Source organism: Aeromonas sp. ASNIH5, from assembly GCF_002902865.1.
Classification (GTDB): domain Bacteria; phylum Pseudomonadota; class Gammaproteobacteria; order Enterobacterales; family Aeromonadaceae; genus Aeromonas; species Aeromonas caviae.
Window position 1 is genome coordinate 1,799,398 of the sequence record NZ_CP026122.1, and the last position, 26,741, is coordinate 1,826,138.

Below are 26,741 nucleotides of genomic sequence, written 5' to 3' on the forward strand. Positions count from 1 at the left end.
CTAACCACCTGAAACCACATCAAAAAAAAAGGTCACACGAGAAATCATCCCCGTCATGACCCTTTTCCCGGCCCAAAGGCCCTTTTTTGCAGCGATCACCGTCAGACAGATACTGTCACAACCTCCCCGTCAACGGGCGACGACGCCGCCAGATGCCAGCAATCCCGCCCCTGGTGCTTGCTCTCGTACAGGCAGGCATCCGCCCGCTCGAGCAGCGTCAGGGCATCATCCGGATAGCGCGCGCCGCCGGCGCTCAGGGTGATGGCGTCGGCAAACTCCCGCCATTTCAGGGCTTTCACCCGACCGAGCAGGTGGGTCAGGCGGCATTCCACCTCCGCCTGCTCCCAGGGCAGCAAGGCCGCAAATTCATCGCCCCCGATGCGGTAGACCTGCTCATCCCCCAGGGTTCTCGCCATGATGGTGGCTACCCGAAACAGCACCGCATCCCCCACACCGTGTCCCCAGCTGTCGTTGACGCGCTTGAAGTTGTCCACATCGAACAGCACCAGCCAGTAGGGCCTCCCCGCCTGCTCCAGCCCGGCCCGCTGCTGATCGAAGGCTCGCCGGTTCAGGATGCCGGTAAGAGGGTCGTGGAGCAGGGCATCCTGCCCTTGCAGCAGGCTGTTTCGCACCTGTTCTATCTCCCCCAGGCTGCCGTGCACGAACCAGGTTCGCTGACGCCGCTGGATCTCCTTTCGCGCCTCATCCCGGATGAGGCCGCTGAGCGAGCCCTGCACCAGCGCCTGCTCCTGGCGAAAGATCCGCACCAGAAACCACAGGCTGCACAGCCAGATGCAGAGCAATGCCAGGGCGGGCAGCACCACCATCAACAGGGTGTCTTGCAGGTTTTCATGAAAATGGGAGGGGGGGAGATAGACGTTGAGATCCCACTCCATCCCCTCCAGAGCGTGTTGCAGGTGGCGTCCTTCCCAGAACCCGTCCAGGCCGGCCGCCTGCGTCTCCCGCTCTAGGCGGGGCGGCAACAGCGACAAATTGTGCCCCACCACCAGCTTGCCGCCCTTGCGCTCGGTGATATAAAGAGCCACCGGATCCTCACCCACCGCCCGGTGCAACGCCCTCTGCAAGGCGCTGAACGACATGTCCACCATCAGCAGTCCAAGCAGTTGCCCCTCATGATCCTTGACCCGCTTGATGAGGGTCAGTACCTGCCGGACCGAATCGAACTCCGGGTAGGGACCGAACCAGACGAGATCATCGCCCTCGCCGGACAGGGTCTGGTACCAGGGCCGCGCCTGTGCCCGGTAGCCCTCCGGTTGCTGCCAGTCGGGATAGCCGTCGAGCCGATGGGTGCGCGCATTGTAGAAATAGAGGAAGTGGGCGTCGTACTTGAACTGATGGGCAATGGCCCAGATGGGATTGATGGCCGATGCCCCGGCAGCGATGGCCTGCTTGTCCAGGGACGCCTCCAGTACGCCAAGCTGGCGGCGGTTGTCCTGCGCCATGTCCTGGAGCAGGGTGGCGTCGAGGGCGGCCAGCATGTGACCGTAACCCGCCACCGTCTTGTCGATGCTGCTCAGGTAACTGGCTGCCGCCAGCAACAGGGTGGCGATCAGCACCAGCCCTCCCAGGAGAAACGACAGCGGAGTCAGTATGTAATAGCGTTCCTTGATCAGCGCCGCCGTCATGTCAATCTCTATAAAATGTCATATTGGATGAATTTTATAGATTAAAAATCTGCAAAAGATATTGATTGAAGTCATTAACATCCACTGCTAATGGTAAAAAAGATATCAAGGTGTCTCACGGCCATATTCACATCCGTCATGTGAATATCCATAAAAAGTAGAAACAGTCATTACTCCTCGTTGACGGTTTATTGCCCGCAAGGTGATATAGTCGATGACTCGAGAAATCGGAGCCAGATGACCTTTGTCGGCAACGCTGGCGGTGATGATTCATCAACCAAGGAGATGTTATGAGCAGTCCGTTTATCGAACAGATCAAAGCACGTCGTACCATCTATGCCCTGGGCAACCGGGTGACCCACTCCGAGGCCCAGCTGACCGCCCTCATCAAGGATGCCGTCAAGCACAGCCCCTCTTCGTTCAACTCCCAGAGTTCCCGCGCCGTCATCCTGTTCGGCGAGCAGCACCACAAGCTGTGGGACATCGTCAAGGCGGAGCTCAAGAAGATAGTGCCGCCGGAGGCCTATCCCCAGAGTGAAGCCAAGATCAACGGCAGCTTCCGCGCCGGGGCTGGCACCGTGCTCTTCTTCGAAGACACCGCCGTCATCGAGGATCTTCAGCAGAAATTCGCTCTCTATGCCGACAACTTCCCCATCTGGTCCGAACATGCCACCGGGATCGCCCAGTTCGCGGTCTGGACCACCCTGGCCCAGGAGGGCATCGGCGCCTCCCTGCAACACTACAACCCGCTCATCGACGATGCGGTGCGCAAGGAGTGGGACCTGCCCGCCAGCTGGCTGCTTCGTGCCCAGATGCCTTTTGGCAGCATAGAGCAACCTGCCGGCGACAAGACCTTCATCGACGACGACGTGCGTTTCCGGGTCTTCAATTAAGCCTTCACGCTCCCTCCACCAGGGGGCGTTTTCTTCTCTCCCCCTCGTTCACCCTTGTCACGTGCCAGCCATACTCTGAACAAACGCTCTCTTGTCAGGAGGTCCCCATGGGGGACATCGCACGCCAACGTACCTCATGCACATTGACGCCCTTGTCCGCTCTGTTGTGTGTCGCCGCCCTGGTACTGCTGTTCTCGCTGATCGGCATCTTCACCCGCCCCCCCAACCTGCTGGCGGCCTTCTGGCCTGCCAATGCGGTCCTGCTCGGCTGCATGGTGCGCTATCCACGCCTGGCCACCCCGGCGGGCTGGGCCGGCGGCATACTGGGCTTTTTTCTTGCCGCCCTCTTCACCGGCGAGCCCCTGTTCAAAACCATCCTGCTGACCTGCGGCAACCTGGCCGGCATCGGCGTCGGGTATCTGCTGATGCATCGGCTCGCGCCTGCCGACAAGCTCCTCAGGCGCCCCACCTCCCTCGTGCTCCTGCTGCGAAACACCCTGGCCGCCTCCCTCGCCGCCGGCGTGGTCGGCGCCATCATCAATCCCATCCTGTCTCTGGGCCCCCCGCTCTACGGGCTGGGCTTCTGGTTTGCCAGCGAGCTGGTGAACTACATGACCATACTGCCGGTGCTCCTGACACTGCCTCCCCATGACAGCGTGCCCCCCTGGCGCACCCTCCTCTACCGCACCGAGTTCTCCTGGACCAGATTGATGCCGCTGCTGAGCCTGGTGGCCTCCCTGCTGCTCACCCTGCTCGTCGAGGGGCCGGGATCCATCGCCTTCCCGGTACCGGCGCTGCTCTGGTGCGCAGTCACCTACTCCGTCTTCGCCACCAGCCTGCTGACCCTGAGTTACAGCACCCTGATCCTGATCGCCCTTTCAAACGGCCACCTCGTCATCAATCACGATGTCCAGACCCAGTACTGGATGTTCTCCGTCCGGATAGGGGTCATGCTGATCGCTCTCACCCCCCTGACCGCCGCCAGCATCATGGCGGCCCGCAACAGCCTGCTGCGGGAGATGAAACACCTGGCCCACCACGATCACCTGACCGGTGCGCTGAACCGGGCCGGCTTCTGGTCGGCCGCCAATGAACTGCTCCAGCACCTCACGGTGCAGCGCTACCCTGTGGCGATCTGCATGCTGGACATCGATCATTTCAAACGCATCAATGATCGTCACGGCCACGAAGAGGGTGACAACCAGTTGAGCAACTTCGCGGCCCGGGTGCGCGACCAGCTTCGACCGGGGGATCTCTTTTGTCGCCTGGGGGGAGAGGAGTTCGTGGCCATCTGGCCCGGCCTCAGCGAGGAGCAGGCCATGGCGGTGGCCGAGCGGCTGCGAAAAATCGTCGCGCAGCCAGGGGAAGAAAAGGGAGCCGAGCCCGCCGTCTGCATCACGGTCAGCATCGGTATCGCCTCCCAGAGAGAGGGCCCCTTCAATCTGGACGAGCTGCTCTCTCGCGCCGATCAGGCGCTCTATCTGGCCAAGCACAATGGCCGCAACCGGGTGGAACGTTATTCGGCCGAGCAGGCTTCCCCCAGCATCGGGCAATCTTGCGGCGCCTGAATGGCGTGCCCCTTGTCGTCATCATCCTGCCTCTGCCGGCAGCGGGGCGGGCAGATGAAGATGGAGCCCGTCCGGTGCCACCTCGATCTCGATCCCGCGTCAGTCCCGCAGCCAGCCCTTGAGCCTGTCGTCATACCGCCTTGTTCCCCCCATCTGCACCACCTGGCAACCCGCCTGCAGGGCGCTGGCGATGCCCGCTGGCGCATCCTCGAACACCAGGCAATCGGCCGGAGCCAGTCCCAACCGGCTGGCAGCCAGCAAATAAGGCTCGGGATCCGGCTTGCCCCGTACCACATCCCCGGCGCACACCAGGAGACGGGGCAGCGGCAATCCGGCGTGCAGCAGCCGGTGCTCTGCCACCCTCCGGCTTGCGGAAGTCACCAGCGCCCAGCGCGTCGGCGGCAGTTGTGCGAGCCGTCGCCGGGCACCGTCCAGAGGTATCGGCGCCGCAGCGTATGCCATCTCCAGATCGTCGAGCAGGGCCACCTCCACTGCCATGTCCAGCTGGGGAGCCAGGGCCCCTATCACCTCCCGTGAGCGCACGCCGTGACACATGGCGAGCACGGGAGCGGGATCCCGCCCATGGTGCTGACACCAGCGCCGCCACACGACTTCCACGTCGCCGGTGGAGTGGACCAGGGTCCCGTCCATGTCCAGCAGCAGGGCCGCGGCCTTCACGCGCACCGCGCTCACAGGGCTCTCCCCGCCAGCGCATCGGCGAAGACCTGCCGCTGGGCAGCGGCCTCGTAACAGGCGAGCGCCTGCTCCGCATTGCTGGCCCACACCGGCAAGGGGGCGACGACGAACCCCTGCTGCAACAGACTGGTCAGCAGCTCCCCGGTCTCCGGTGCGGCCAGCGGCTGAGCCATCACCAGGCTCCCCTTGATCAAAAACAGATAGCGTTCGCTCGACATGACATGACTCCTTGTGGCTGAACAGCGGGCAAGCAGGCCCGTTTCGAGACCATTAGAACAAGGAGATTAGATAATTTATAATCAATAAACCGCCACATTGGATAACCAAATGGAATGAGATTCGACCTGAGACAATTGCAGGCCTTCGTCATGCTGGCCGAGAGTGCCAACTACCGGGAGGCGGCCAGCCGGCTTTTTGTGACGCAACCGGCCCTGACCAAGCAGATCCAGGGGCTGGAGCAGGCCCTCGGCAGCACCCTGTTCAACCGGGGCCGCCACGGGGCCGAGCTGACCGCCATCGGCCTCCAGTTGCTGCCCCAGGCCAGGGCTCTGGTGGATCACGGCAAGGGATTCGAGCAGCATGCCCTGGCGCTGGCAAGCGGTGCCGCCGGACGCCTCAACATCGGGTTCGGGCTCTCCAGCTTCGCACTGGCCCCCTCCCTGGTGGCCCGTTTCAAGCAGCAGGCCCCCGACGTGCTGGTTCACCTGCGGGACACCACCTCCGCCATCCAGCAGGAGCACTTGCTGGCGGGTCGGCTGCAACTGGGCTTCATGCGACGGCCTGATGCGCCGCAGCTGAGGGAACACAGGTTGCTGACAGACAGACTGGTCCTGGCCGTCCCCACCCAGGTGGCAGGGCCGGACTTCGACCTGGAGCGGGCGCTGATCCGCGATCCCTTGCTGCAGATGGTGGGCCATCGCTGCCCGGGTCTCAGCCAGCAGATCGCCCGCTTTCTCGGCGCCAACCGGCTGACCGGTCTCATCCAGGAGGCGGAAGACATCCAGACCCTGGTCGCCCTGGTGGCCGCCGGTATCGGCAACGCCATCCTGCCGCGCAGCGTGGGGTTCATCGCGGGCAAGGAGGTGACCCTCTACCCTCTCTCCGGCCCCTGGTCGGAATGGGAAATCAGCCTGGTGTGGAACCCGGAATTTGCCGATCCCATCCGGGATCGCTTTCTGGCCCTGGTCAGGGCGGCATATCCGCAGAGCCACAGCCTCTGAGAGGAGCACAGCCCAAACCGGAATCCTGAAGTACATAACGGCTGGCTAATGGCCACACCACTGCCGCTCGCAGGGGATGCCGTCTCCTTCCCCATCCATCTTGGTATTGGGGCAATTTTGCAAAAACCAGGTCGCCTCCTCGCAGGAAGTCATCTGGGAGCAATGCTGACGGCCATCGCACTGACGAACAAAAGTCGGAACCTGAACCGTACTGTTCGAAGTACTGTCCTCCTGGCTAAAAGAGGGAAAGGATGGAAGTGAGGCAAACTCGGCCGAGAAGCGGGAATAGAGGGAGAACAACCCCGCCAGCACCAATAGGGGGATTAACTTGCCACCCCAGCTCCCCTTGCGACGAGGAGCATGATACTCCCGGGTTCTATATGTGGTGGCGTGTGGTGCCCGAGGGCTCAAATCCTCCCTGCTCCCACGATCCGGCATGGATGGCATAGGTCCGCCAGCCAGCGAGAGCGGGCGGTCGGGAAAGAACACTTGTACGGCACAAGGCTTGCCATCCTTGCTGCTCCCGATCAGATAGGAAACCTTTTCCCCCACCTCCGGCGGCCTGCCATCGAATTGCAGGGTGGTGATGTGAACAAAAAGATCGGCACCGCCCTGCTCCTGCTTGATGAACCCGAAACCGCGTTGTGAATTCCAGCTCGCGATCCTGCCCTGATAACGCATGTCCTCATCCTTGTGGCCAGTACGGTTCCACTCATGTTGCCCGAAATTGGTTCGGTTTCAACAGAGCATTGGCATGAAAAATGAGTGGATTAGATACGAGTGGTCAGAGCAGCTCCGCGACCTTGATGATCTCGGCAATGCGACCGAGCATGCGCAGGGAAGCCTGATGTTCTGCGGCATCCGCCGCCGCACAGGCATCCTCCAGGATGGTGATGGCGTAGTCCCGATCGTGACCATCTCGCACCGCCCCCTGAATGGCCCAGCTGGTACTCACGCCGCACACATAGAGATGCTCGATGCGATTGGCCCGTAGCGCCGGCTCCAGCGCCGTGCCGTAGAAGGGGCTGACCCTGGGTTTGGTCAGCACCAGATCCCCGGGTTGCACATCGAGCTCCGGGTGAAAGTCGGTGCCGCTGTCCGCCAGGGAGAGGGCCCCGAACTGCCGGGCACGGCCAAACATGGGGGAACCCTTGGGTTGCAGCAGATAGCCCTCGTCAAACCCCACCTTGATGAGCACCACCAGCCAGCCGTGAGCGCGGGCATGAGCCAGCGCCTGATTGGCGTGCACAATGGCGTTCTGCTCGATCACCTGGGCCGCCGAGGCGGCGATGCGCCCGTCCGGGTGGGCGATGTCGTTGATGAAATCGATCACCAGCAATGCCTTGTTCATGGTGCTCCCCCCTTGCCTGAGGCCGTTTTGCCCCTGCGCCGCCTGGATCACTCCTCGCGGCCATATAAAAAACCGGCTGGCACCATCACACGGATTGATATGCCACCCGATTGGCACCTGGCAGTGCCACGCACTGCCTCATACCAGCCCAAGCGCATAGCGTAGCGCCATCTCCTTGAGGGGGCCCGCCTTGTCCGCCAGATTCAGCGCCAGGTTGCGGGCAAGCCTGAGGGGGCCTATCTCGTTGCTGAAGACCCCGTAGAAGAGATCCATCCCCGACTGCATCAGCAGGTTGTCAGGGCGGCGTCGCCCCTCGTAACGCCCGGCCAGCGCCAGCTCATGCCACTGTGCCCCCGCCTTGCCGAGCAACCCGGCCCAGCAGGCCACGTCCTTGAAACCGAGGTTGACCCCCTGCCCCGCCAGCGGGTTGATGGTGTGGGCCGCATCCCCGAGCAGCACCACTCGCCCGGCGTGATAGTCGTTGGCGTGGCGGCGCACCAAGGGGAAGCTCCCCTTGGCCGTCACGGTGAAACCGCCAAGGCGGCTGGGGAAGTGGCGGCGCACCTCGACGGCCAGGGCCTCGTTGCTCATGGCGGCCAGCGCCCGGATGCGGGCCGGGCTGTCATACCAGACCAGGGAGCCATGGCGGCCCGGCAGCGGCAGGAAGGCGCGCGGGCCGCTCGGGGTGAACTGCTGCCAGGTGATGTCTTCCTGGGCAAAATCGGTGTCGATGTTGATCAGCATGCAGTGCTGGCGGTACTCGAAACGCGACACCCCGATGCCGGCCAGTCGCCGGGTGTGGGATTCGGCACCATCGCAGGCCAGCACCCAGCGCGCCTGCAGCTCGGTGCCGTCATCCAGGGTCAGCACGGCGTCATCCGCACTCTGGCGCAGACTCGTCACCGCCGCCGGGGTATGGGTCTGGATGGTCGGGAAATCCTCCATCCTTTTCAGCAGGGCGAGCTGGATCAGCCGGTTTTCGATGATGTAGCCGAGCTGGGGCAGCCCGAGATCCACCGCGTCGAAGCGGGTAGCGAAGCCGTCCAGCTCCCAGGTCTCCAGCCGGCGATAGGGGCACAGCCGCATCTGCTGCAGATATTGCCAGGCACCGGCCCGGGTCAGCAGCGCCACCGAGGCCTGACTGATGGCGGAAACCCGCAGATCCAGCGACTGCTCGGGGGCATAGGGCTCGGGCAACCGGGTCTCGATGACCCGAACCGAGAGCCCCTCTGCCGCCAGCAGGCAGGCGGTGGCGGCGCCCACCATGCCGGCGCCGACGATGGCGATATCACACTGTTCCATAACTTGATTCCTGCAAGGAGTCCCCGCGATAAGGGGCAAGGGCCGAACCGAATGGGGCATGATAACGCAAGGAGGCGGTAGAAACAGTGAGAGGGATGCGCAATTGCCGACGACAAGCCGGCCCTGATGGCGGCGGGCGGCCCCAGACTGGTCAGCACCGGGATTGCGGAGTAAAATGGCCGGTCCTTTGACCCTGCCGATTTCAAAACCAGTCACGAGAAGCAATGAGCAAGAAACTTCATATCAAGACCTGGGGCTGCCAGATGAACGAGTACGACTCGTCCAAGATGGCGGACCTGCTGGATGCCAGCAATGGCTACACGCTTACCGAGGAGCCGGAAGAGGCAGATGTGCTGCTGCTCAACACCTGTTCCATCCGCGAGAAGGCCCAGGAGAAGGTGTTCCACCAGCTCGGTCGCTGGAAGAAGCTCAAGGCGAAAAAACCGGGGCTGGTGATCGGGGTGGGCGGCTGCGTCGCCTCCCAGGAAGGGGAGAACCTGCGCAGCCGGGCGCCCTATGTGGACATCGTCTTCGGACCCCAGACCCTGCACCGCCTGCCGACCATGATCAAGCAGGTGCAGGAGGGGCGCGGTGCCCAGGTGGACATCGCCTTCCCCGAGATCGAGAAGTTCGACAACCTGCCCGAACCCCGTGCCGAGGGGGCGACCGCCTTCGTTTCCATCATGGAAGGCTGCTCCAAGTACTGCTCCTTCTGTGTGGTGCCCTACACCCGTGGCGAGGAGGTGAGCCGACCGCTGGATGACGTGCTCTATGAAATCGCCCAGCTCGCCCAGCAAGGGGTGCGCGAAGTGAACCTGCTCGGCCAGAACGTCAACGCCTACCGGGGGCCGACCTTCGACGGGGAGGTCTGCACCTTCGCCGAGCTGCTGCGCCTGGTGGCTGCCATCGACGGCATCGACCGCATTCGCTATACCACCAGCCACCCGGTCGAGTTCACCGACGACATCATCGAGGTCTATCGTGATACCCCCGAGGTGGTCAGCTTCCTGCACTTGCCCATCCAGAGCGGCTCCGACCGTATCCTGACCATGATGAAGCGCCCGCACACCGTGCTGGAGTACAAGTCCAAGATCCGCCGCCTGCGCGCCGTGCGTCCCGACATCACCATGAGCTCCGACTTCATCGTCGGCTTCCCGAACGAGACGGACGAAGACTTCGAGGCCACCATGAAACTCATCGAGGAGATCAACTTCGACATGAGCTTCAGCTTCATCTACAGCCCGCGCCCCGGCACCCCGGCCGCGGACCTGCCCGATGACGTCGACATGGAAGTGAAGAAGGCCCGCCTGACCCGACTGCAAAACCGCATCAATCACCAGTCCATGCTCATCGGCCGCGCCATGTTGGGCTCGGTGCAGCGCATCCTGGTGGAGGGGCCCTCCAAGATGGATCCCATGCAGCTCAGTGGCCGCACCGAGAACAACCGGGTGGTCAACTTCGAAGGGCCGCACCGCCTCATCGGCGGCTTCGCCGACGTGGAGATCACCGACGTACGCCCCTACTCCCTGCGCGGCCGCTTCATCCGCGGCGAGGACGAAATGAACCTGCGCATCGCCACGGCCCCGAGCGAGATCCTCGCCCGTCGTCCTGACAACGTGCCCGATGATCTGGGCGTTGCGGCCTTCAGACCCCATTGATGACTCTCTCCCCCGCCCCGTGGCGGGGGAACAACCGATAAGAGGACACCTTGAGCCGACACATCTCCACCCTGAATCTGCATCTGGAACCTGCCGACAACCAGCGCCTCGCCAGCCTGTGCGGACCCTTTGACGACAACCTCAAGCAGCTGGAGCGACGTCTCGGCATCGAGATAAGCTACCGGGACAACCACTTCCAAGTGATCGGCAAGCAGGCCCAGGTGGAGGCGGCTGCCGTCATCCTCAAGCACCTCTATGTGGAAACCCAGCCCCTCAAGGGGAGCAAGGTGAGCGACATCACCCCCGAGATGGTGCACCTGGCGGTGCAGGAGTCCCGCGTGCTGGAGCAGGACGACGAACCCGCCCCTTCCCTGCCGTATGGCAAGGAGGTCACGGTCAAGACCAAGCGCGGTCTCATCAAGCCCCGCAGCCCGAACCAGGCCCAGTACATCGCCAATATCGTGCGCCACGACATCAGCTTCGGCATCGGGCCCGCCGGGACCGGCAAGACCTATCTCGCCGTGGCCGCCGCCGTGGATGCCCTGGAGCGCCAGGAGATCCGCCGCATCCTGCTGACTCGCCCGGCGGTGGAAGCCGGTGAGAAGCTCGGCTTCCTGCCCGGCGATCTTTCCCAGAAGGTGGACCCCTACCTGCGCCCCCTCTACGACGCCCTGTTCGAGATGCTGGGCTTCGAGCGGGTGGAGAAGCTGATGGAGCGCAACGTCATCGAGGTGGCGCCGCTCGCCTACATGCGAGGCAGAACCTTGAATGACGCCTTTATCATCCTGGACGAGGCCCAGAACACCACCACGGAGCAGATGAAGATGTTCCTGACCCGCATCGGCTTCAACTCCAAGGCGGTGGTCACCGGCGACATCACCCAGGTGGACCTGCCCCGCAGCACCAAGTCCGGCCTGCGCCACGCCCTGGAGGTGTTGCAGGGGGTCGATGGCCTATCCTTCAACTTCTTCGAGTCCAAGGACGTGGTGCGCCATCCCGTGGTCGCCCGCATCGTCCAGGCCTACGAGGCATTCGATGCCCAGCAGGCGGCCGAGAAGAGCGCAGCCACTCCCCGCAAAGAGAACACCAGCAAAGAGAGTGCCCAATGAGCGTGACCCTGGATCTGCAACTGGCCTGTGCCAGCAACGACGGCCTGCCGACCGAGGCCCAGCTGCAAGGCTGGCTCGACGGCACCATTCTGGGCTTCCAGCCCGAGGCCGAGGTGACGGTGCGCCTAGTGGACGAGGCGGAGAGCCGCGAGCTCAACCATACCTATCGCGGCAAGGACAAGCCCACCAACGTGCTCTCCTTCCCCTTCGAGGCGCCGCCGGGTCTCGAGCTGCCCCTGCTCGGGGATCTGGTGATCTGCCGCCAGGTGGTCGAGGCCGAAGCCGTCGAACAGGGCAAGCCCCTGATGGCCCACTGGGCTCACATGGTTGTGCATGGCAGTCTGCATCTGCTAGGTTATGACCATATCGAGGACGAGGAAGCCGAGGAGATGGAGCAGCTCGAGCGCGACATCATGCAGGAACTGGGCTTCGCCGATCCTTATCTGAACGACGAAGAGTAACGAACTGGATGGTCATCGTCTTGAAACAGCCGATGCCCATCCTCATATAGCCACAACGATTTCAAGTGTGTTCATACGAGTAACCAAGAGAGAAAATGACCGACGATCACCCTAGTACCGGCTCGCCGAAGAAAACCTGGCTCGACAAACTCAGCCAACTCTTCCAGGGCGAGCCAAAAGACCGCAATGATCTGGTAGAGGTCATCGCCGATGCCGAAGAGCGGGACCTCATCGATCAGGACACCAAGGACATGATCGAGGGCGTGCTCGAAATTGCCGAGCTGCGCGTGCGTGACATCATGATCCCCCGCTCCCAGATGGTGACCATCGAGAAGTCCCAGCCGGTGGACGAGTTCCTGCCGGTCATCATCGAATCCGGCCACTCCCGCTTCCCGGTGATCAACGAAGACAAGGATCACGTGGAGGGCATCTTGCTCGCCAAGGATCTGCTGCCGTTCGGTTTTGGCGGCCAGCATGCCAGCGAACCGCTCCAGCTGGAGAAGATCCTGCGTCCCACGGTGATCGTGCCGGAGAGCAAGCGGGTCGATCGCCTGCTCAAGGAGTTCCGGGAAGAACGCTACCACATGGCCATCGTGGTGGACGAATTTGGCGGTGTCTCTGGTCTCGTGACCATCGAGGACATTCTGGAGCTCATCGTCGGCGAGATTGACGATGAGTTCGACGACATCGAGGACGAGCCGGAAGAGATCCGCCGCATCAGCAAGCGGGTCTTTTCGGTGAGCGCGCTGACCGAGATCGAGGACTTCAACGACTTCTTCGGCACCCAGTTCAGCGATGAAGAGGTGGACACCGTCGGCGGTCTGGTGATGCACGCCTTCAGCCACCTGCCCAAGAAGGGGGAAGAGATCGAACTCGACGGCTACCTGTTCAAGGTGATGCACGCCGATCGCCGTCGCCTGCAACAGTTGCAGGTGAAGATCCCCGAGCATCATGCGGCGGCGCAGCCGGAGTCCTGATCCCGCCCAGCACCACGCACATCCCGCGCCCCTCTCGTCAGGGGCGCTTTTTTTGCCTCCCTCCCGCCGCGCTACCGCCACTTGGCCCACGCCGACCGCGAGGCTCGCCGTTGACCCGGTTTGCGGTTAAGATGTCGGCCATTGTGTTTTCATTCAGTCCAATTCGAGCCCCGATCCCCCGTGAAATCGAAACTCCTGACCAGCCTGTTTGCCATTGCCAGCGGCGCCATCGCCGTGCTGGCCTTCTCCCCTTTCGGCTACTGGCCCCTGGTGATCCCCTCCCTGCTCGGCCTTTACGCCCTGCTGGACAAGGCCACCCCCAAACAGGCAGCCTGGCGCGGCTTCGGCTACGCCATGGGTCTGTTCCTGCCCGGGCAGTGGTGGATCCACGTCAGCATGACGGAGTTTGGCGGCATTCCGCTGCCGGCCGCCTTCGTGCTGCTGGCCGGGCTCTGCGCCTATCTCTCCCTCTACCCGACCCTGGCCTGCTGGCTCTTCGCCCGCTTCTTTGCCGGCCGCCACTGGAGTCGCTGGCTGCTCGCCTTCCCGGCGCTCTGGCTGATGGCCGACTGGCTGCGGGGCTGGGTGATGACCGGCTACCCCTGGCTCTGGTTCGGCTACACCCAGATAGACGGCCCCCTCAAGGGCTTCGCTCCCCTTCTCGGGGTGCAGGGCATCACCCTTGCCCTGCTGCTCACCGCCTCCGCCCTCTGGCTGGTATGGCAACACCGCAAGCCGGCCTGGCTGCTGCTCCCCGTCGCCCTGGTGGGCGCCGCCCAGGGGCTGATGCAGCTCAACTGGGTGACCCGGGGTGAGCCGGTCAAGGTCGCGCTGGTGCAGGGCAATATCGAGCAGTCCCTCAAGTGGGATCCGGAGGCCCTGGTGCCGACGGTGCGCAAGTATCAGGATCTCAGCCGCGAGAACCAGGATGCCGACATCATCGTCTGGCCGGAGTCCGCCATCCCGGCCATCGAGAAGGAGATGGGTACCTATCTGGAGAGCCTGGACAAGGCGATGAAGGTGAACGACACCGGCCTGCTGGCGGGGATCATCCATTACGATCTGAAACAGCAGCGCTTCTTCAATACCGTGCTCGGCATGGGGGTGCAGGATGCTGAGGGCAAGGAGTCCTACTACTACGAGCACAAGAACCGCTACTACAAGTACCACCTGCTGCCCATCGGCGAGTTCGTGCCCTTTGAAGATCTGCTGCGTCCCATCGCCCCCTTCTTCAACCTGCCCATGTCCTCCTTCAGCCGGGGTGACGAGGTGCAGCCGAACCTGATCGCCAAGGGGCTCAAGTTTGCCGCCGCCATCTGTTACGAGATCATCTTCCCGGACGAGGTGCGCCGCAACGTGCAGCCGGATACCGACTTTCTGCTGACCGTCTCCAACGACGCCTGGTTCGGCACCAGCATCGGCCCCTGGCAGCACATGGAGATCGCCCGCATGCGCGCCCTCGAGCTGGCCCGCCCGCTGCTGCGCGACACCAACACCGGCATCACCATCGTCACCGAGATAGACGGCAGCATCATCGCCCAGATCCCGCAGTTCGAGGCTGGAGTATTGCGTGCCGAGGTACGCCCCGCCCACGGCCAGACCCCCTATCTGCGTTTTGGCAGCTGGCCCATGTATGGCCTGGCCGCCGCCCTGCTGGGGCTGGCCCTGTGGCTGCGCCCACGTGCCCACCCCTGGGCACGCAAGGGCTAAGACCACACAACGCCGATAAACAAAAGAGGCGCCCTTGGGCGCCTCTTTTTATGGTTTGGCTTATGGCTTGGCACAGTCTGGCGGCTCAAGGAGACAGCGGCTCGCGATGATATTCATCGGCCCCACACTCCGGGCAGGTGTCAAGCTGCTCCGGGTGCAGCACGGTATGGCGCCACTCGCAGTGGTCGCACACCAGCACCCCGAGTCCCACCCAGTCCCCCGCCCGGTAGACCCCCTTGTGTTCCAGCTCGTCCGCCAACTCCTGCCACTCCACCTGGGTTCGGTCGGTCACGTCCGCCAGCCAGGACCAGGCGGTGTCCTTGAGCGCCAGCATGAAGGCGGACTCCTCCACCTGCTCATCCTTGCGCCCTTCGTCATAGTTGCCCAGATCCCGCTTCACATACTCGGCGATCAGCGCCAGCTCGTCCTGGGTCAGATCCCCGGCCGCCTCCAGATAGGCCTGCACCTTGGCGATCATCCGGTTGAGGCGCTCTCCCTGAAACGCTTCCGTCTCTTCCCACTGCTTCTTGAGCTGGGCGATAAAGGCTTCATACCCTTGTCGACGTTTGTCCATGGCCATCACTCCTCTGCTGAATCCCGATCGAGCCAGACCCTGACCTCGGGCTCGGCGGATACGGGCGGCGGTTGCCATTCTCACTTCGTTGCGACTCTCGCGGCTCTTGCGGCGCTGCAAATCCTCGCGGGTACCGGACCTGGCCCGAGACCGGGCGGATGCTGGCGGTTGTTGCCGCCGCAGGATATGGGTATTCTATCGGGATTTCCCAGCCGTTTTATCTATTCATTTCACAGATCCGGATGTCACCAATGCAAGAGCAATACGTTCCCCAATCCATAGAACCAGCAGTGCAGAAGCACTGGGATGCCAAGAAAACCTTCAAGGCGGTGGAGAAAGTAGACAAGGAAAAGTTCTACTGCCTCTCCATGTTCCCCTATCCGTCTGGTCGTCTACACATGGGGCACGTTCGCAACTACACCATAGGTGATGTGATCTCCCGTTATCAACGCCTCAATGGCAAGAACGTGCTGCAACCCATCGGTTGGGATGCCTTCGGCCTGCCGGCAGAAAACGCCGCCATCAAGAACAACACGGCGCCGGCCCCCTGGACTTACGAAAACATCGAATACATGAAGAACCAGCTGAAGATGCTGGGTCTGGGCTATGACTGGGATCGGGAGCTGGCCACCTGCAAGCCGGACTACTACCGCTGGGAGCAGTGGTTCTTCACCAAGCTCTACGAAAAGGGCCTGGTCTACAAGAAGACTTCCTCCGTCAACTGGTGCCCGAACGACATGACCGTACTGGCCAACGAGCAGGTAGTGGACAACTGCTGCTGGCGCTGTGACACCCCGGTGGAGCAGAAAGAGATCCCTCAGTGGTTCATCAAGATCACCGACTACGCCGAAGAGCTGCTGAACGATATCGACAATCTGGAAGGCTGGCCGGAAATGGTCAAGACCATGCAGCGCAACTGGATTGGCCGCTCCGAAGGGGTCAACATCAGCTTCAATATCGACGGTCAGGCCGAGCACCTCGAGGTCTACACCACCCGTCCGGACACCTTCATGGGTGTGACCTATGTGGGCATCGCCGCCGGTCACCCGCTGGCGCTGCAAGCAGCCCAGAACAATCCGGAGCTGGCCGCCTTCATCGAAGAGTGCAAGAACACCAAGGTGGCCGAAGCTGAACTGGCCACCATGGAGAAGAAGGGCATGGCCACCGGCCTCTACGCCATTCACCCGCTGGATGGCCGCAAGGTGCCCGTCTGGGTCGCCAACTTCGTGCTGATGAACTACGGCACCGGCGCCGTGATGGCAGTACCGGGTCACGACCTGCGTGACCACGAATTCGCCACCAAGTACGGCCTCGAGATCAAGCCTGTCATCAAGCCGGTTGATGGCGACGTCGACGTGAGCGAAGCGGCTTATACCGAGAAGGGCGTACTGTTCAACTCCGGCGAATTCGACGGTCTCGACTTCCAGGGTGCCTTCGATGCCATCGCCAACAAGCTGGAAGGGCTCGGCAAGGGCAAGCGCACCGTCAACTACCGCCTGCGCGACTGGGGTGTCTCCCGTCAGCGCTACTGGGGCGCTCCCATCCCCATGCTGACCCTGGCGGACGGTACCGTGGTGCCGACCCCGGAAGATCAACTGCCGGTACTGCTGCCGGAAGACGTGGTGATGGACGGTATCCAGAGCCCCATCAAGGCCGACGCCGAGTGGGCCAAGACCACGTATAACGGCCAGGAAGCGTTCCGCGAGACCGATACCTTCGACACCTTCATGGAGTCCTCCTGGTACTACGCCCGCTACTGCTCCCCGGACTACGACAAGGGCATGCTGAATCCGGCGGCTGCCAACCACTGGCTGCCGGTGGATCAATACATCGGCGGCATCGAGCACGCCTGTATGCACCTGCTCTATGCCCGCTTCTTCCACAAGCTGCTGCGTGATGCGGGCCTCGTGAACAGCGACGAGCCGTTCAAGCGCCTGCTCTGCCAGGGCATGGTGCTGGCCGACGCCTTCTACTACAAGGATGAGAAGGGCGGCAACGTCTGGGTCAGCCCCCTCGACGTCAAGGTTGAGCGCGACGACAAGGGCCGCATCACCAAGGCTGTCGACCTTGAGGGTCGTGAAGTGATGCACTCCGGCATGACCAAGATGTCCAAGTCCAAGAACAACGGCATCGACCCGCAGCTGATGGTGGAGCGTTACGGCGCCGATACCGTCCGTCTGTTCATGATGTTCGCCTCTCCGGCCGAGATGACCCTGGAGTGGTCCGACTCCGGCGTGGAAGGTGCCCAGCGCTTCCTGCGCCGCCTGTGGCGCATCACCTTCGAGCACGTATCCGGTGGCGCCGTTGCCGCACTGGACGTCGCCGCCCTCACCAGCGACCAGAAAGCCGTGCGCCGCGAGCTGCACAAGACCATCGCCAAGGTGAGCGACGACGTGGGTCGCCGTCAGACCTTCAACACCGCCATCGCTGCCATCATGGAGCTGATGAACAACCTGGCAAAACTGGGCAGCGACGCTCAGGATCGCGCCCTGATGCAGGAAGCGCTGGAAGCGGTCGTGGTCATGCTCTACCCCATCACCCCGCACATCGGCTTCGAGCTGTGGAAGATGCTGGGCAAGGAAGGGGAAATCGATGTCGCGGCCTGGCCGGTGGCTGACGAAGCGGCCATGGTCGAGACCGAGAAGCTGGTGGTGGTGCAGATCAACGGCAAGATGCGCGGCAAACTGACCGTACCGGCCGAGATAAGCCAGGCCGACGTCGAGAAGCTGGCCATGGCCGATGCGTCCGTACAGAAGTTCACCGACGGTCTGACCGTGCGCAAAGTCGTGTACGTGCCGGGCAAGCTGCTCAACATCGTGGCCAACTGATGACGCCTCCCCTGGCGGCGGCCGACGGTCCGGGCCAGGGGCTGACGACACACGGATGATGACGGCGGGCCCTGCGCCCGCCGCTCTTCCCTTAATGCAAAGAGGATTTTTTATGGGCACCATCTTCACGCGCTGGATGGCCATCGTGCTGGCAGGACTGCTGCTGCAGGCCTGCGGTTTTCAGATGCGGGGCACCGCCATTCCCCCCGAGCTGATGACCATGAAAGTGGTCGGTGACAACAAGAGCGACTTCTACCGACTGGTCACCACCCGTCTCAAGGCCGCTGGCGTCGAACTCGCCGACAAGGAGGGTATCCCGGTGCTGACCCTGGCCGGGGTTCGTAGCCGCAGCCAGGTCGCCTCCGTCGACTCCATCGGCCAGGACCGCGAATACCTGCTGAGTTACAGCACCCAGTTCACCGTGGTCATGCCGGGCAAACCGACCCAGGTCTTCCCCATCACCTTCAACCGCAGCTTCCTGAACAAGCCGGATGCGGCACTCGCCTCCTCCCGCGAGCAGGAGCAGCTGGGCAAGGAGATGCAGGAACAGGCCGCCAACCTGGTTATTCGCCAGCTCAGTCAGGTCAAGTTCTGATGCGCGTATCTTGATGAGAGGGTGTTGATGAGAGTCTATCCCGAGCAGTTTGCGGATCACCTCAAGACAGGGCTCAAGCCCTGCCATCTCATTTTCGGGGACGATTTCCTGTTCAAGAATGAGCAAGCCATCGACCGTGCATCCTTCCCCCTCAACCAGGCCAGGTTCTGATGCGGATTTACCCTGAACAACTCGCGGATCATCTCAAGGCAGGGCTCAAGCCCTGCTATCTCATTTTTGGGGACGATTTCCTGTTCAAGAATGAGCAAGCCATCGACCGTGCATCCTTCCCCCTCAACCAGGCCAGGTTCTGATGCGGATTTACCCTGAACAACTCGCGGATCATCTCAAGGCAGGGCTCAAGCCCTGCTATCTCATTTTTGGGGACGAGCCCCTGCTCAAGCTGGAAGCCATCGACGCCGTGCGTCAGGTGGCACGCAAACAGGGCTTCGATGAACGCCACAGCTTCGTGGTGGAACAGGGGCTGGACTGGAACCAGGTCTACGATGCCTGCCAGGCCATGAGCCTGTTCTCGGCCCGCCAGATCATCGAGCTGGAGCTGCCCGCAAAGATCGACAAGGATCTCGCCGCCCGCATCAGCGACATTGGCAAGCAGCTCCACCCCGACCTGCTGCTGGTGCTCTCGGGCCCCCGCCTCAACCAGACCCAGATGAAGGCGTCCTGGTTCGACAAGCTGAGCCAGAGCGGCACCTATGTACCGGTCAACCACCCCGAGCCCCGTTTCTTCCCGCGCTGGATGAGCGCCCGCTTTCAGCGCTTCGGCCTCAAGGCACTGCCGGATGCGGTCAATTTCATGTGCCACGCCTACGAGGGCAACCTGCTGGCCGCCAGCCAGGAGATAGAGAAGCTGACCCTGCTCTCGCCGCCCCAGCCCATCAGCGTCGCCTATCTGCAGGAGACCATCATCCGCCACGCCCACTTCACTCCCTTCCAGCTCGTCGATACCCTGCTGGAAGGAAAAGTGAACCGGGCCCAGCGCATCCTGCTGGCCCTGCGCGCCGAGGGCACCGAACCCGGCATGCTGGCCTGGACCCTGTGCCGCGAGCTGGAGCAGCTCACCGAGCTGGCGCTGGCCGCCCGCGCCGGACAGCCCCTGGTGGAGCATTTCAGCCGCCTGCGCATCTGGCAGAGTCGCCAGCAACTCATCCAGCAGGCGCTGACCCGGCTTCCCTTCCCCAAGATCCGACAGCTCTGGCAACTGATGGCTCAGCTGGACCATGCCCAGCGCCATTTCGACACCGAGCAGGCCTGGCTGATGCTGCAAACCATCGCCCTCGGCTTTCGTGACGGAACCCCGCTCCCCCTGCTGGAGACGGAATCATGCTGACACCGCCCATCGGGATCCTCGGCGGCACCTTCGATCCCATTCACATCGGCCACCTGAGGCCCGCCATCGAGGCCCGGGACGCCCTGGGTCTGGCCGAGGTGCGCCTGCTCCCGAACCATATCCCGCCCCACCGGGCCAATCCGCTCTGCTCCAGCGATCAGCGACTCGCCATGGTCCGGCTCGCTGCGGCGGACAACCCGGGATTCGTGGTGGATGAGCGGGAGCTCAGGCGCGACACTCCCTCCTGGACCATCGACACCCTTGTCGAGTTGAGGAGCGAGCTGCCGGACACCCCGCTCTGCTTTTTGATGGGGATGGATTCCCTGCTCGGCCTGCCGGGCTGGCACCGCTGGCAGGAGCTGCTCGATTACGCCCATCTGGTGGTGAGCTGCCGCCCAGGCTGGCAACCGGATTATCCCGTCCAGGTTGCCGAGCTGCTGGCCCGCCACCAGACCCGGGACATTCAGGATCTCCATCGCCAGCGCCACGGTCATGTCTGGCTTTGTGACAACCTGCCCGTCGAGCTGTCGGCCACACGGCTGCGTGCCCTGCTCGCGGCAGGCCAGGATCCCAAATACCTGCTGCCCAACCCGGTCGCCGACTATATCCGGCACCACGGGCTCTACCGCTCATCGGCAACGCAGTAAACGGCGTCACGCAGGCGGGTCAGCCGACACGTCCGGGCGCACCGGGCCCGGCCCTGACTATTGCCAGGCCGGGTTGCACACTATAGTGATCGTCAAGGGGCCCCTCCCCTACGGGACGGCTCCCCGGGCGACGCTCCCTTTGCCAGGCTGGGAAACGGGAGTGACCATGATATAATCCGCCGCCCTCTGGCGCCGGAAGATAGGAGAAGACATTGCAAGGCCAAGAATTGCTCGCCTTTATCGTCGACAAGATCGATGACATGAAAGGCCGCGACATCATCACCCTCGATGTGCGCGGCAAATCCAGCATCACGGACACCATGATCATCTGCTCCGGCAACTCCAATCGTCACGTCAGTGCCATCGCCCACAACCTCGCCAGCGAGGCCCGTCATGCGGGGCTCGACCTGCTGAGCGTGGAAGGGGAACTCACCGGTGAGTGGGTGCTGGTGGACATGGGGTCGGTCATCGTCCACGTGATGCAGGATGAGTACCGCGACTTCTACCAGCTGGAAAAACTCTGGAGCGGCGCCGCCCAGGTCAATTCGCAATAAAGGGCGACAGCGTAACCAAAGATGAAGATCCAGTTGATTGCCGTGGGCACCAAGATGCCTGCCTGGGTAGAGCATGGCTTCGAAGAGTACCGTCGCCGCTTCCCCAAAGACATGCCGTTCGAGCTGGTCGAGATCGGCGCAGGCAAGCGCGGCAAGAATGCCGACATTCCCCGCATCCTGCAAAAGGAAGGGGAAGCCATGCTGGCCGCCGCCGGCCGCTCCCGCATCGTGACCCTGGACATTCCGGGCAAGCCCTGGACCACGGAGCAACTCGCCGTGCAACTGGAAGCCTGGAAGCTGGATGGCCGGGACGTGGCGCTGCTGGTGGGTGGCCCGGAGGGGCTCTCCCCCGAGTGCAAGGCTGCCGCGGAACAGAGCTGGTCGCTCTCGCCCCTGACCCTGCCCCATCCCCTGGTGCGGGTACTGGTGGCCGAGAGCCTCTATCGCGCCTGGAGCATCACCACCAATCACCCTTATCACAGAGAGTGACCCATGCCGACCCTGAGCATGCATTTCTCCTCTCTCACCCGCACGTCAGCCACAAGGTAACGGCATGCTGAAGAATCGCATTGAAATGCGCGATCACAGTGCCGAGGGACGTCTGTTCTTCCGGCGCACCTTGGTCGCCTACATCGGCATGGTCACCCTCATGCTGGTGCTGCTGGCTAACCTCTACTACCTGCAAGTAGAGTCTTACGAAACCTATCAGACCCGATCCAACGACAACCGCATCCGTGTGGTGCCGGTGGCGCCGCCCCGTGGCCTCATCTACGACGCCAACGGTGTCCTGCTGGCGGAAAACCGCCCTGTCTACAGCCTGGAGATCGTGCCCGAAGAGACCGAGAACCTGGAGAAGACCGCGGACGACCTCATCACCCTGCTGGCCCTGCCGGAGGGGACCAAGGAGAAGTTCCTGGCCGAGGTCAAGCGTCAGCGCCGCTTCAAGCCCGTGCCCCTGTTCGAGAAGCTGACCGAATACCAGGTCGCCCTCTTCTCGGTCAACCAGCACAACTACCCGGGGGCCAGCATCGAGGCCTACCTCAAGCGCTACTACCCGTTCGGCGATACCCTGACCCATGCCCTGGGCTACGTGGCCAAGATCAACACCCGTGACGTGGAGCGCCTCGAGAAGGAGGAGAAGCTCGCCAACTATGCCGCCACCAAGGACATCGGCAAACAGGGGGTGGAGAAGTACTACGAGGATCAGCTGCACGGCGTGGCGGGTTATCAGGAGGTCGAGGTGAACAACCGCGGCCGGGTAGTGCGCACCCTGAAATTCCAGCCCCCCGAGCCCGGCAAGGACATCTACCTCAACATCGACATCCGCCTGCAGTTGAAAGCCCAGGAGCTGCTGGCCGGCCGCCGGGGCGCCATCGTGATGATGGAACCCAACACCGGCGCCATCCTGGCCATGGAGTCGAGCCCGAGCTACGACCCCAACCTGTTCGTGACCGGCATCTCCAGCGCCAACTACTCGGCGCTGCTCAACGATCCCGCCCGGCCGCTGGTGAACCGCACCACCCAGGGCATCTATGCCCCCGCCTCCACCGTCAAGCCCATGATGGCGGTGATGGGGCTCAACGAGGGGGCGATCACTCCCAATTACCGCTACTTCGGCGGGCCCAGCTTCTCCATCCCGGGCACCACCAAGAAGTTCCGGGACTGGCGCCGCTGGGGCCACGGCTGGCTCGACGTCTATCGCGCCATCGAAGTGTCGGCGGATACCTATTTCTACGATCTCGCCTACCGGGTCGGCATCGACAAGATCAACAGCTACATGACCAAGTTCGGCTTCGGCCAGTACAGCGGCGTGGACCTCTATGAAGAGACCCGGGGCGTCATGCCCTCCCGGGACTGGAAGATGGCCCGCTGGCGTCAACCCTGGTACCAGGGGGACACCATCTCCATCGGCATCGGCCAGGGCTACTGGAGCGCCACCCCGATCCAGCTCGCCAAGGCCATCAGCATCCTGACCCAGAACGGTCACGACGTGACGCCGCACCTGCTCAAGAGCACCGCCTCCTCCGATGGCGTGGTCAACGCCCCCATCAACCCGAACGTGGCCATCGCCGCCAAGAGCGATACCTACTGGCAGGTGGCCAAGGACGGCATGTGGCGCGTCATCAACGGCCACGAAGGGACGGGGCGCCGCGCCTTCGCCAATACCCCCTACAAGGCGGCGGGCAAGTCCGGCACCGCCCAGGTGGTGGGCCTGAAAGAGAACCAGGTCTACAACGCGGCCACCACCAAGGTGGAGCACCGCGACAACGCCCTGTTCGTCGCCTTCGCCCCCTTCGAGGCACCCAAGGCGGTCGTCGCCCTGGTGCTGGAGAACGCCGGGGGCGGCAGCGCCATGGCGGCACCGGTCGCCCGCCACATGCTGGATGCCTATCTGCTCCCGCCGGAACCCCAGTTGCCACCGGCACCGGAAAAACCGTCCCAACCGAGTGAGGTCGTTTCCCAATGAGTAATTCTGCCCGCCAGCAGAGCATCTGGTACAAGCTGCACATCGACCTGCCGCTGCTGCTCGGCCTGCTGACCCTGATGGCCCTCTCCATGGTGGTGCTCTACTCCGCCTCGGGCCAGGATCTCGACTCCATCGTGCGCCAGCTGGTGCGCGGCGCCCTGGCCTTCGGTCTGATGATCGGCATGGCACAGCTGCCGCCCTCCCTCTATGCCCGCTGGTCGGTGCCCCTGTTTGCGGTGGTGGTGCTGCTGCTCATCGCGGTGGACGTGTTCGGCCATATCGGCAAGGGGGCCCAGCGCTGGCTCGATCTCGGCTTCATGAAGTTCCAGCCCTCCGAGGTGATGAAACTCTCCATGCCCATCATGGTGGCCGCCTGGCTCAGCCGGCACTCCCTGCCGCCAAAGTTCAGCCATGTGATGATCGCCCTGGTGATGGTGCTGCTGCCCACCCTGCTGATCGCGGCCCAACCCGATCTCGGCACCTCCATCCTGGTGGCAGCTTCCGGCTTCTTCGTCATCTTCCTGGCGGGGATCAGCTGGTGGCTCATCGGGCTCGCGGTCTTGCTCATCTGCGCCTTCATGCCGGTACTCTGGTTCTTCCTGATGCACGACTACCAGCGCCAGCGGGTGCTGATGCTGCTGGACCCGGAGAAGGACCCGCTCGGTCGCGGCTATCACATCATCCAGTCCAAGATTGCGATCGGCTCCGGCGGCGTGTTCGGCAAGGGGTGGCTGCAAGGCACCCAGTCCCAGCTCGAATTCCTGCCAGAGCGCCACACCGACTTCATCTTCGCCGTCTTCAGCGAGGAGTTCGGTCTGGTGGGAGTGGCCCTCTTGCTGGTCATCTACCTCTACATCATCAGCCGCTGCCTGTTTATCTCCATGCAGGCCCAGAACAGCTTCGAACGCCTGCTGGGGGGCGCCCTGACCCTGACCTTCTTCGTCTATGTGTTCGTCAACATGGGCATGGTAAGCGGCATCCTGCCGGTGGTAGGGGTTCCCCTGCCACTGGTGAGCTACGGCGGCACCTCCATGGTGACCCTGATGGCGGGCTTCGGCGTTCTGATGTCCATCCAGACCCACAGGCGGCTGCTCGCCTGATGCGGCTCGGCTGGCTGGCTCTATCTCTGTGCACCCTGACGGCGGGTGCTGCCGTATCGCCGGCCCGGCTCAGCCTGCTGGCCGAGCAGCAGCAGGTGCCGCTGGCAGAATTGCAGGCCGCCGCCGACCAGGCCAGCCTGCGCCAGGAGGTGCTGGACACCATCCGCCGCCCCTGGGAAGCCAAGCCCTGGCACCGCTACAGGCCGCTGTTCGTCACCCCGGAGCGCATCCGGGACGGAGTGGGATTCTGGCAGCGCCATGCCGCCACCCTGGCACGGGCCGAGCAGACCTACCAGGTCCCCGCCTCCCTCATCGTCGCCATCATCGGCATCGAGACCTTTTACGGTCGACAGATGGGCCGCCATCCGGTGCTCGACAGCCTTTACACCCTGGGATTCCACTACCCAGAACGGGCAGATTTCTTCGCCAAGGAGTTTGCCCAGCTGGTGCTGCTTGCCCGGGAAGAGAAGTGGCCGCTCACCAATCTCAAGGGCTCCTATGCCGGCGCCATGGGCATGGGCCAGTTCATGCCCTCCAGCTACCGCCACTACGCGGTCGACTTCGACGGAGACGGCAAGCGGGATCTCTTCGCCAACCCGGCAGATGCCATCGGCAGCGTGGCCAACTACTTCGCCCTGCACCACTGGCGCTGGGGCGAGCCGGTGGTGGAGCCCGCCTTGATCGGATTGGCGCCAGTAGGTACCCTGCTTGCACCCGAGCCCGAGCTAAGACACCGCTGGACAGAGCTGGCCGCTGCGGGCATAGAAGTCGCCACACCGCCGTCACCCGAGACGCCGGTAAAACTGCTGGCGATGGAGCAGGCCGAAGGACCGGAATACTGGGTCGCGCGCCACAATTTTTACGTGATCACCCGCTACAATCGCAGCCCTCTCTATGCGATGGCGGTGCATCAACTCAGTCAAGCAATCCAGGACGCTTATGCATTACAGCCACAAACTTCTTCCCCTCAGCCTGACCTTGTTGCTGGCCGCCTGTAGCAGCCAACCCGAACCCCAGCCGCTGCCCCCGGAGCCCGTCCCCCAGGAGAAGCCCCAGGTCATCGAGATCCCCCAGGCGACCGGCGCCATTCCCCGCCCCGAACCCATGAGCGAGAGCGGCAACCGGGACTACTGGATCGGCAAGCAGAAGTTTGAGGTGTGGCGCGACATCAAGCACTACAGCGAGGAAGGCACTGCCAGCTGGCTCTCCCGGGATCTGGACGGCAACAAGACTGCCAACGGTGACGTGCAGGACAGCACCCTGTTCAGCGCAGCCCACCGCAATCTGCCCCTGCCAAGCTACGTGCGGGTCACCAATCTGGACAACGGTCTGGAGACCATAGTACGCGTCAATGATCGCGGCCCCTTCGGCAGCGATCGCCTCATCGATCTCTCTCACGCCGCCGCCGCGCAGTTGGAGATGGTGGAAGGGGGTGAGGCCCGGGTGCGCCTCGAACTCATCACCGATCAGCCCGATCAGATGGTGGAGATGGTGCCCATGACCCCGATGACGCCCATGGAGCCTGCGGCGCCAGCAGCCAATTCCTTCGTGAACGAGACGCCGGCCCCCACGGCACCGGCCAAGGCCGCGCCTGCTCCTGCTCCTGCTCCTGCCGCCACGGCGACCACCACCGTCTCCCCTCCCAGGGCCGGTGCGACCCAGGGCAAGATGATCCAGGTGCTTGCCAGCGGCTCGCAGGCGCGGGCCGAGGCCATGGGCAAGGTGATGACCCAGCGCTATGGCGTGCCGTACCAGGTGGTGGCACATGGCGCCGTCTTCCGCGTCCTGCTCGGGCCCGTGGCCAGCGACAAGCAGGCCCCCCTGCTCGAGCAGATACGCCAGGGTGGGTTGGAGCAGGCCTTCATCGTGCCCTGATACCCGCCCCGACCTCGCGCCGGGATACGACGCGAGGTCGGGGGCCATCCCATAAAATCCCGTCCAGGTCGCATCTCGGACTATGACCGACACGCACATCTGGTATAGTGGGGCCCGCTTTTTTTCAACTTGGGTACATCCCATCCAGGCACCAGGAATTTC

Annotated in this window: 26 protein-coding genes and 1 pseudogene; 20 read left to right on the forward strand and 7 right to left on the reverse strand. The window is 63.2% G+C overall.

Translation table 11 applies throughout. From position 1 onward, the window contains the following. Window positions 1–101: 101 nt before the first annotated feature. A complete protein-coding gene (locus C2U30_RS08125) occupies window positions 102–1,646 on the reverse strand; it encodes a sensor domain-containing diguanylate cyclase (RefSeq protein ID WP_103243590.1) in 1,545 nt (514 codons plus the stop codon). A 290-nt stretch (window positions 1,647–1,936) separates the two neighbouring features. Here C2U30_RS08125 and C2U30_RS08130 point away from each other — a divergent pair, with 290 nt between their 5' ends. Continuing rightward, entirely contained in the window at window positions 1,937–2,539 is a 603-nt protein-coding gene (locus C2U30_RS08130) for a nitroreductase family protein (RefSeq protein WP_103243591.1), read from the forward strand. Between the two features lie 107 nt (window positions 2,540–2,646). Next, window positions 2,647–4,107, forward strand: coding sequence for a sensor domain-containing diguanylate cyclase (locus tag C2U30_RS08135; protein ID WP_233721087.1), 1,461 nt, complete (start codon window positions 2,647–2,649; stop codon window positions 4,105–4,107). Window positions 4,108–4,206: 99 nt separating this feature from the next. On the opposite strand, the gene C2U30_RS08140 is transcribed toward C2U30_RS08135, so the two are convergent. Both C2U30_RS08140 and C2U30_RS08145 read right to left on the reverse strand, forming a co-directional pair. After that, window positions 4,207–4,800, reverse strand: a complete 594-nt coding sequence (locus C2U30_RS08140) for an HAD-IA family hydrolase (RefSeq protein WP_103243592.1) — start codon at window positions 4,798–4,800, stop codon at window positions 4,207–4,209. Next, window positions 4,797–5,021, reverse strand: a complete 225-nt coding sequence (locus C2U30_RS08145) for a hypothetical protein (protein WP_010673776.1) — start codon at window positions 5,019–5,021, stop codon at window positions 4,797–4,799. The genes C2U30_RS08140 and C2U30_RS08145 overlap by 4 nt, the downstream gene beginning before the upstream one ends. A gap of 114 nt (window positions 5,022–5,135) precedes the next feature. Here C2U30_RS08145 and C2U30_RS08150 point away from each other — a divergent pair, with 114 nt between their 5' ends. Then, a complete protein-coding gene (locus tag C2U30_RS08150) occupies window positions 5,136–6,023 on the forward strand; it encodes a LysR family transcriptional regulator (protein WP_103243593.1) in 888 nt (295 codons plus the stop codon). 45 nt (window positions 6,024–6,068) lie between these two features. Here C2U30_RS08150 and C2U30_RS08155 read toward each other — a convergent pair whose 3' ends face one another. The 3 genes from C2U30_RS08155 to C2U30_RS08165 form a co-directional block, all read right to left on the reverse strand. Continuing rightward, on the reverse strand, window positions 6,069–6,704 hold the full coding sequence (locus C2U30_RS08155; RefSeq protein ID WP_069652118.1) for a cold shock domain-containing protein: 636 nt from the start codon (window positions 6,702–6,704) through the stop codon (window positions 6,069–6,071). A 103-nt stretch (window positions 6,705–6,807) separates the two neighbouring features. Next, window positions 6,808–7,374, reverse strand: a complete 567-nt coding sequence (locus C2U30_RS08160; protein WP_103243594.1) for a cysteine hydrolase family protein — start codon at window positions 7,372–7,374, stop codon at window positions 6,808–6,810. 138 nt (window positions 7,375–7,512) lie between these two features. Then, entirely contained in the window at window positions 7,513–8,676 is a 1,164-nt protein-coding gene (locus C2U30_RS08165) for an FAD-dependent monooxygenase (protein ID WP_010673773.1), read from the reverse strand. A 224-nt stretch (window positions 8,677–8,900) separates the two neighbouring features. Between C2U30_RS08165 and miaB the strand changes: the two genes are divergently transcribed. The 5 genes from miaB to lnt all read left to right on the forward strand — a co-directional run bounded on the left by miaB (window position 8,901) and on the right by lnt (window position 14,591). After that, window positions 8,901–10,334, forward strand: coding sequence for a tRNA (N6-isopentenyl adenosine(37)-C2)-methylthiotransferase MiaB (gene miaB, locus C2U30_RS08170; RefSeq protein WP_010673772.1), 1,434 nt, complete (start codon window positions 8,901–8,903; stop codon window positions 10,332–10,334). A gap of 50 nt (window positions 10,335–10,384) precedes the next feature. After that, window positions 10,385–11,443 carry a PhoH family protein gene (locus C2U30_RS08175; RefSeq protein ID WP_103243595.1) on the forward strand — a complete coding sequence of 353 codons (1,059 nt, stop codon included), beginning with the start codon at window positions 10,385–10,387 and terminating at the stop codon, window positions 11,441–11,443. Beyond that, window positions 11,440–11,904: an rRNA maturation RNase YbeY gene (ybeY, locus tag C2U30_RS08180; protein WP_103243596.1), complete on the forward strand. Its 465-nt coding sequence runs from the start codon at window positions 11,440–11,442 to the stop codon at window positions 11,902–11,904. Before C2U30_RS08175 ends, ybeY begins: the two co-directional genes overlap by 4 nt. Before the next feature lie 95 nt (window positions 11,905–11,999). Further along, complete coding sequence (gene corC, locus C2U30_RS08185) at window positions 12,000–12,881, forward strand: CNNM family magnesium/cobalt transport protein CorC (RefSeq protein WP_010673769.1); 882 nt, start codon at window positions 12,000–12,002, stop codon at window positions 12,879–12,881. 180 nt (window positions 12,882–13,061) lie between these two features. Beyond that, window positions 13,062–14,591: an apolipoprotein N-acyltransferase gene (gene lnt, locus C2U30_RS08190; protein ID WP_042014505.1), complete on the forward strand. Its 1,530-nt coding sequence runs from the start codon at window positions 13,062–13,064 to the stop codon at window positions 14,589–14,591. Window positions 14,592–14,676: 85 nt separating this feature from the next. On the opposite strand, the gene C2U30_RS08195 is transcribed toward lnt, so the two are convergent. Then, entirely contained in the window at window positions 14,677–15,165 is a 489-nt protein-coding gene (locus tag C2U30_RS08195) for a zinc ribbon-containing protein (protein WP_103243597.1), read from the reverse strand. Between the two features lie 251 nt (window positions 15,166–15,416). On the opposite strand from C2U30_RS08195, the gene leuS reads away from it, so the two are divergent. From leuS to C2U30_RS08255, 12 genes and pseudogenes are all read left to right on the forward strand, one after another. Continuing rightward, complete coding sequence (gene leuS / locus C2U30_RS08200) at window positions 15,417–17,993, forward strand: leucine--tRNA ligase (protein WP_103243598.1); 2,577 nt, start codon at window positions 15,417–15,419, stop codon at window positions 17,991–17,993. A gap of 112 nt (window positions 17,994–18,105) precedes the next feature. Next, complete coding sequence (locus tag C2U30_RS08205) at window positions 18,106–18,588, forward strand: LPS-assembly lipoprotein LptE (RefSeq protein ID WP_043153202.1); 483 nt, start codon at window positions 18,106–18,108, stop codon at window positions 18,586–18,588. A 27-nt stretch (window positions 18,589–18,615) separates the two neighbouring features. Then, window positions 18,616–18,723: pseudogene (locus tag C2U30_RS08210) on the forward strand (DNA polymerase III subunit delta); the annotation flags it as partial. 35 nt (window positions 18,724–18,758) lie between these two features. Next, window positions 18,759–18,902, forward strand: a complete 144-nt coding sequence (locus C2U30_RS08215) for a DNA polymerase III subunit delta (protein WP_103243600.1) — start codon at window positions 18,759–18,761, stop codon at window positions 18,900–18,902. Continuing rightward, a complete protein-coding gene (gene holA / locus C2U30_RS08220) occupies window positions 18,902–19,936 on the forward strand; it encodes a DNA polymerase III subunit delta (protein ID WP_103243601.1) in 1,035 nt (344 codons plus the stop codon). The genes C2U30_RS08215 and holA overlap by 1 nt, the downstream gene beginning before the upstream one ends. Next, window positions 19,930–20,583 carry a nicotinate-nucleotide adenylyltransferase gene (gene nadD / locus C2U30_RS08225; RefSeq protein ID WP_103243602.1) on the forward strand — a complete coding sequence of 218 codons (654 nt, stop codon included), beginning with the start codon at window positions 19,930–19,932 and terminating at the stop codon, window positions 20,581–20,583. The genes holA and nadD overlap by 7 nt, the downstream gene beginning before the upstream one ends. Before the next feature lie 212 nt (window positions 20,584–20,795). Further along, complete coding sequence (rsfS, locus tag C2U30_RS08230; RefSeq protein WP_010673762.1) at window positions 20,796–21,137, forward strand: ribosome silencing factor; 342 nt, start codon at window positions 20,796–20,798, stop codon at window positions 21,135–21,137. 21 nt (window positions 21,138–21,158) lie between these two features. Then, on the forward strand, window positions 21,159–21,626 hold the full coding sequence (rlmH, locus tag C2U30_RS08235) for a 23S rRNA (pseudouridine(1915)-N(3))-methyltransferase RlmH (RefSeq protein WP_005298242.1): 468 nt from the start codon (window positions 21,159–21,161) through the stop codon (window positions 21,624–21,626). 64 nt (window positions 21,627–21,690) lie between these two features. After that, on the forward strand, window positions 21,691–23,604 hold the full coding sequence (mrdA, locus tag C2U30_RS08240) for a penicillin-binding protein 2 (RefSeq protein ID WP_010673761.1): 1,914 nt from the start codon (window positions 21,691–21,693) through the stop codon (window positions 23,602–23,604). Further along, window positions 23,601–24,704, forward strand: coding sequence for a rod shape-determining protein RodA (gene rodA / locus C2U30_RS08245; protein ID WP_010673760.1), 1,104 nt, complete (start codon window positions 23,601–23,603; stop codon window positions 24,702–24,704). The genes mrdA and rodA overlap by 4 nt, the downstream gene beginning before the upstream one ends. After that, window positions 24,704–25,702 (forward strand): lytic murein transglycosylase B, encoded by a 999-nt coding sequence (gene mltB, locus C2U30_RS08250; RefSeq protein WP_103244668.1) that lies wholly within the window; start codon window positions 24,704–24,706, stop codon window positions 25,700–25,702. The genes rodA and mltB overlap by 1 nt, the downstream gene beginning before the upstream one ends. Further along, window positions 25,644–26,579 (forward strand): septal ring lytic transglycosylase RlpA family protein, encoded by a 936-nt coding sequence (locus C2U30_RS08255; RefSeq protein ID WP_103243603.1) that lies wholly within the window; start codon window positions 25,644–25,646, stop codon window positions 26,577–26,579. Before mltB ends, C2U30_RS08255 begins: the two co-directional genes overlap by 59 nt. The last annotated feature ends 162 nt before the right edge of the window (window positions 26,580–26,741 follow it).

Bases quoted from the DNA above. Each gene is read 5' to 3' on its own strand.
- C2U30_RS08135 (WP_233721087.1), top strand. From the start codon at position 2,647: ATGGGGGACATCGCACGCCAACGTACCTCATGCACATTGACGCCCTTG.
- C2U30_RS08195 (WP_103243597.1), bottom strand. From the start codon at position 15,165: ATGGACAAACGTCGACAAGGGTATGAAGCCTTTATCGCCCAGCTCAAG.
- C2U30_RS08125 (WP_103243590.1), bottom strand. From the start codon at position 1,646: ATGACGGCGGCGCTGATCAAGGAACGCTATTACATACTGACTCCGCTG.
- C2U30_RS08160 (WP_103243594.1), bottom strand. From the start codon at position 7,374: ATGAACAAGGCATTGCTGGTGATCGATTTCATCAACGACATCGCCCAC.
- holA (WP_103243601.1), top strand. From the start codon at position 18,902: ATGCGGATTTACCCTGAACAACTCGCGGATCATCTCAAGGCAGGGCTC.
- C2U30_RS08215 (WP_103243600.1), top strand. From the start codon at position 18,759: ATGCGGATTTACCCTGAACAACTCGCGGATCATCTCAAGGCAGGGCTC.
- rodA (WP_010673760.1), top strand. From the start codon at position 23,601: ATGAGTAATTCTGCCCGCCAGCAGAGCATCTGGTACAAGCTGCACATC.
- C2U30_RS08205 (WP_043153202.1), top strand. From the start codon at position 18,106: ATGGGCACCATCTTCACGCGCTGGATGGCCATCGTGCTGGCAGGACTG.
- C2U30_RS08165 (WP_010673773.1), bottom strand. From the start codon at position 8,676: ATGGAACAGTGTGATATCGCCATCGTCGGCGCCGGCATGGTGGGCGCC.
- nadD (WP_103243602.1), top strand. From the start codon at position 19,930: ATGCTGACACCGCCCATCGGGATCCTCGGCGGCACCTTCGATCCCATT.
- C2U30_RS08145 (WP_010673776.1), bottom strand. From the start codon at position 5,021: ATGTCGAGCGAACGCTATCTGTTTTTGATCAAGGGGAGCCTGGTGATG.
- rlmH (WP_005298242.1), top strand. From the start codon at position 21,159: ATGAAGATCCAGTTGATTGCCGTGGGCACCAAGATGCCTGCCTGGGTA.
- leuS (WP_103243598.1), top strand. From the start codon at position 15,417: ATGCAAGAGCAATACGTTCCCCAATCCATAGAACCAGCAGTGCAGAAG.
- corC (WP_010673769.1), top strand. From the start codon at position 12,000: ATGACCGACGATCACCCTAGTACCGGCTCGCCGAAGAAAACCTGGCTC.
- miaB (WP_010673772.1), top strand. From the start codon at position 8,901: ATGAGCAAGAAACTTCATATCAAGACCTGGGGCTGCCAGATGAACGAG.
- mltB (WP_103244668.1), top strand. From the start codon at position 24,704: ATGCGGCTCGGCTGGCTGGCTCTATCTCTGTGCACCCTGACGGCGGGT.
- C2U30_RS08130 (WP_103243591.1), top strand. From the start codon at position 1,937: ATGAGCAGTCCGTTTATCGAACAGATCAAAGCACGTCGTACCATCTAT.
- C2U30_RS08150 (WP_103243593.1), top strand. From the start codon at position 5,136: ATGAGATTCGACCTGAGACAATTGCAGGCCTTCGTCATGCTGGCCGAG.
- ybeY (WP_103243596.1), top strand. From the start codon at position 11,440: ATGAGCGTGACCCTGGATCTGCAACTGGCCTGTGCCAGCAACGACGGC.
- C2U30_RS08155 (WP_069652118.1), bottom strand. From the start codon at position 6,704: ATGCGTTATCAGGGCAGGATCGCGAGCTGGAATTCACAACGCGGTTTC.
- C2U30_RS08255 (WP_103243603.1), top strand. From the start codon at position 25,644: ATGCATTACAGCCACAAACTTCTTCCCCTCAGCCTGACCTTGTTGCTG.
- mrdA (WP_010673761.1), top strand. From the start codon at position 21,691: ATGCTGAAGAATCGCATTGAAATGCGCGATCACAGTGCCGAGGGACGT.